Source organism: Arthrobacter sp. Y3223164, from assembly GCF_059091005.1.
Genome location: NZ_JBNHGF010000912.1, coordinates 1 through 369, shown reverse-complemented (window position 1 = coordinate 369; position 369 = coordinate 1). Strand labels below are relative to the sequence as shown.

Sequence of the window (369 nt, the reverse complement as noted above, 5' to 3'; positions counted from 1 at the left end):
GGCCGGGCGCCAGCGGGCCTCGGCGGCGGCCATGTCGATCAGCTCGCCGGCGAACGGAAGTTCCTCTTCCGCGATGCCGGTGGCGGCACAGATCTGCCGGCGGCGCTCCAGGCTGTCGGGACGGATGTTGCTGGTGCGGCGCCGGAAGGACTCGATTTCTTCCTCCAGCGCACGGATCCGGCCCTTGAGGGTCCAAGCCTCGCCCTGGGCATCGTTGCTCCGTTCGCGGGCCGACTCGGCCTCCTTGGCCAGGTCCTTGGCCAGCACGGCGGCACGGCTGCGCGCGGCAGCGAGGCCGGCGGGACTGAAATCTGCTTCAATCCCGGCAGCCGCCAGCTCGCCCCGGAGGGCATCTTCGACGGACTGGCG

Annotated in this window: 1 pseudogene; it reads right to left on the bottom strand. The window is 71.5% G+C overall.

The window, feature by feature from the left end:
- Positions 1-369 (bottom strand): annotated as a pseudogene (locus AC5RUJ_RS18690) (ATP-binding protein); the annotation flags it as partial.